Annotated in this window: 2 protein-coding genes; one reads left to right on the top strand and one right to left on the bottom strand. The window is 65.1% G+C overall.

Annotation, left to right across the window (positions count from 1 at the left end; translation table 11 throughout):
* Positions 1-336: 336 nt before the first annotated feature.
* On the top strand, positions 337-1,605 hold the full coding sequence (locus tag ACLJK8_RS22490) for an IS256 family transposase (protein WP_413152648.1): 1,269 nt from the start codon (positions 337-339) through the stop codon (positions 1,603-1,605).
* Between the two features lie 10 nt (positions 1,606-1,615).
* On the opposite strand, the gene ACLJK8_RS22485 is transcribed toward ACLJK8_RS22490, so the two are convergent.
* Complete coding sequence (locus ACLJK8_RS22485; RefSeq protein ID WP_413152647.1) at positions 1,616-2,047, bottom strand: transposase; 432 nt, start codon at positions 2,045-2,047, stop codon at positions 1,616-1,618.
* Positions 2,048-2,326 lie beyond the last annotated feature (279 nt).

Raw genomic sequence — 2,326 nt, 5'->3', positions numbered from 1 at the left:
GCTGATCGAGCGCCATGGCCACCGCTCACCAGCCCAGTTCCGACGCGACCAGATGGACACGATCCCGCTGGCCGCGTAAGCGCAATCAGGTGTCTCAGGATCCGGGGGCGGTACAACAGGCCCAACCAGGTCTGGTGCGCCGACATCAGCTAGATACTGTCGGCGAATTCAGGCGACATTAGCGAGAGCGGCGAAGCGGGTGACGCGGGTCTTGGCACGCGTGCTTCGAGCCAGCCACCGCAGAGCTATGGCCGAACTTGGGTGATGCGGGTTGAGAGGGCGGCGTATCGTGGCGGGTGTCGAGCCTGCCAGAACCTCCAGAGGGAGCGATACGCCATGAAGGAAGATAACAGCATCATTCGGTTGCGCCAGCCGGGTTCGGTCGAGGACCCTTTGACCGAGATTGCCCGGGAAGGTGCGCGCCGGATGCTGGTGACCGCGCTCGAAGCCGAGATCGAGGCCTTCCTCGAAGGCTTTGTCGAGGAGCGGCTCGCGGATGGTCGGCAGCGTGTGGTCCGGCACGGGCACGGACCCGAGCGGAAGGTGCAGACCGGCATCGGCGCACTCGAACTCCGGCGTCCCAAGATCCGGGATCGCGCCGTCGGCGTGTCGACCGGGGAGAAGATCCGGCTCACCTCGCACATCCTGCCGAGATGGGCCCGCCGCTCGAGGAGCCCCGACGCCCTGCTGCCCGTTCTTTACTTGCGCGGTATTTCCACCGGCGATTTTCAGGACGCGCTCTCGGCGCTCCTTGGTCCAGATGCGCCGAACCTGTCGCCGGGAGTTATCGCCCGTCTCACGGCGGGATGGGAGCAGGACTATGAACGCTGGCAGCACCGCGATCTGTCGGCGCGCCGCTACGTCTACGTCTGGGCGGACGGCGTCTATCTCCAGGCCCGGATGGAGCCCGAGGCCGAGTGCATCCTCGTCGTGATCGGCGCCACGCCAGAGGGCAAGAAGGAGCTCGTCGGCTTCTACGTGGGTCGGCGGGAGAGCGCGCAAAGCTGGCGGGAGTTGCTGATCGACCTCAAGGCCCGCGGCCTCGCCGTCGCGCCCGAGGTCGCCGTGGGCGACGGCGCGCTCGGCTTCTGGAAGGCGCTCGACGAGGTCTTCCCCGGCACGCATCATCAAAGATGCTGGGTGCACAAGACCTCGAACGTATTGAACAAGTTCCCCAAATCCATGGCGCCGACGGTCAAGTCCGACCTGCGCGACATCTGGCAGGCCGAGACGCGGGGCGACGCGGAGACGGCCATGGATGTCTTCGCCGAAAAGTACGGCGCCAAGTACGCCAATGCCGTCGCCTGCCTGACCAAGGACCGCGAGGCCCTGCTGGCGTTCTTCGACTATCCCGCCGAACACTGGGATCATTTGCGCACCGCCAACCCGATCGAGAGCGTCTTCGCCACGGTCCGGCATCGAACCGTCCGGACCAAGGGCGCGCTCTCGCAGAAGACGGCGAAGCTGATGGTTTTTACCCTGGTCCGCGCCGCGTCGAAAAAATGGCGCCGGCTGATGGGTGCGAACCAGTTGCCTCTCGTCGTCGACGGCATCAAGTTCATCGACGGCGTCGCCACCAACGATGCCGAAAACCGCGCCGCCTGATCAGGGCGCGTCACCCAGATTCAGCCATAGCTCGCCACCGCACGGCGCGCAAGGCATTCATGGCAGCGGCCGAGCAGGCTTGCTGTAGTCCGGTTTTGTCGAGGCCAAGGTATCTGGCGCGGCGCATCCCGAGGGCGCGCACGCCCTGCGACAACGTGCCCTCGATGCCAGCGCGCACATAGTAGCGCTTTTTCCAGGCCGGATCGTGCATGCGCGCGCGTGCCGCGTTCAGCGCTTCATATTCGGGGCGCGGATGGAAGTAGACGGACCGGCGCTTCTCCTTGGCCGAGGTGCACAGCTTTCGAACGCCGCAGGCGCCGCAGTCGGTGCGGCTGAACACCGCCTGGATGCGCGGGGAGCCGACCTCGTCGCGGCCAGCGCGCCAGGTCACCGAGACCTTGCCTCGCGGGCAGGTGATCTGCTCGCGATCCCAATCGATCACGAAGCAGCGCTGCTTATAGGCTGAGAGTGTCCGGCCTTCTGTGTACGGGACTGCCGGTCCATGCTGAGAGGAAAGGACAGCGTGGACCATGGCGAAGAAGATCGACGACTCGATACTGGACGAGCTGCTGAGGGGCTGCGATCGGCCTGAGGATCTGATGGCCGATGACCTGCCCCCCGGAAACTCCCTCGCTCTGATGTAGGGTCTGCTCGACCTCGAAGGAGCAGACGAATGAGAAAGAGCCGATTTTCCGAGACGCAGATCATTTCGATGATCAAG

The organism is Amaricoccus sp. W119, assembly GCF_047275745.1.
Lineage (GTDB): Bacteria > Pseudomonadota > Alphaproteobacteria > Rhodobacterales > Rhodobacteraceae > Amaricoccus.
Note: the sequence above shows the minus strand (reverse complement) of the source record. Positions and strands in the feature narration are given on the sequence as shown.